Here is a 538-nt window from a genome sequence, read left to right on the forward strand (position 1 = left end):
AAAGAATCATAAAATTAGTGATTTATTTCGCCATCTTAAAGTTGGTCAAATTGAATGTCGTAAACGACGGATTTTGGTTGGTCGGGTGAAACTATATATAAGTGCACTACAGTTAGAAAATGGAGAGCTTTTACTCGTCGTTTCTCCTCAGTTTAATGCCAATGCTATTCAGGATTATGCATTACGCTGGGAAATTGAAACCTTATTCAGTTGTCTCAAAGGACGCGGGTTTAATCTTGAAAATACGCGCTTGACAGACCCTAGACGAGTGAAAAAATTGATTGCGGTGTTAGCTATAAGCTTCTGTTGGTGTTACTTAACGGGTGAATGGCAACATAATCAAAAAAAAGCGATAAAAATAAAGAAGCATGGACGACTCTCAATGAGTTTATTTCGCTATGGTTTAGACTATGTTCAAATGGCGATTCAGCGTTTAATTGGTTTTGGGAAAAAAGAAGAGTTTAAGGAAATTTTGGCAATTTTAAGAAAGCAGAATCCTGATAGGATAAGGGTTCTGTGAAATTTGTCGTGTACAGAG

Annotated in this window: 1 pseudogene; it reads left to right on the forward strand. The window is 36.6% G+C overall.

Annotated elements, in window-relative coordinates:
• Window positions 1-520 (forward strand): annotated as a pseudogene (locus tag CF596_RS05695) (IS4-like element ISAba1 family transposase); the annotation flags it as partial.
• Window positions 521-538: the final 18 nt, after the last annotated feature.

Origin of the sequence: Acinetobacter sp. YT-02 (genome assembly GCF_002412355.1) — a bacterium.
In the GTDB taxonomy this organism is placed as follows: Bacteria; Pseudomonadota; Gammaproteobacteria; order Pseudomonadales; family Moraxellaceae; genus Acinetobacter; species Acinetobacter towneri.